Here is a 245-nt window from a genome sequence, read left to right on the forward strand (position 1 = left end):
CGATGCCGACGTCGGCCAGGCGGATGGCGGCGGCATCGTTGACCCCGTCCCCGGTCATCGCCACGACGTGCCCGGCTGCCTGCAGCGCCTGCACGATGCGGACCTTGCCCTCGGGGGAGACGCGGGCGAAGACCGTGGTCCGGTCGATCGCCCGGAGACGGTCGGATTCGGGCAGGGCGTCGAGTTCGGCCCCGGTCAGGGGTGCCTCGGTCAGGGCGGTGCCGGTCTGTGGGATGCCCAGGTCG

General features: G+C 73.5%; 1 protein-coding gene. It reads right to left on the bottom strand.

Annotation, left to right across the window (positions count from 1 at the left end):
• The coding region (locus JL475_RS39545) for an HAD-IC family P-type ATPase (protein ID WP_202282998.1) at nt 1-245 on the bottom strand (245 nt) is incomplete at both ends.

It is taken from the genome of Streptomyces sp. M2CJ-2 (assembly GCF_016757295.1).
Lineage (GTDB): Bacteria > Actinomycetota > Actinomycetes > Streptomycetales > Streptomycetaceae > Streptomyces.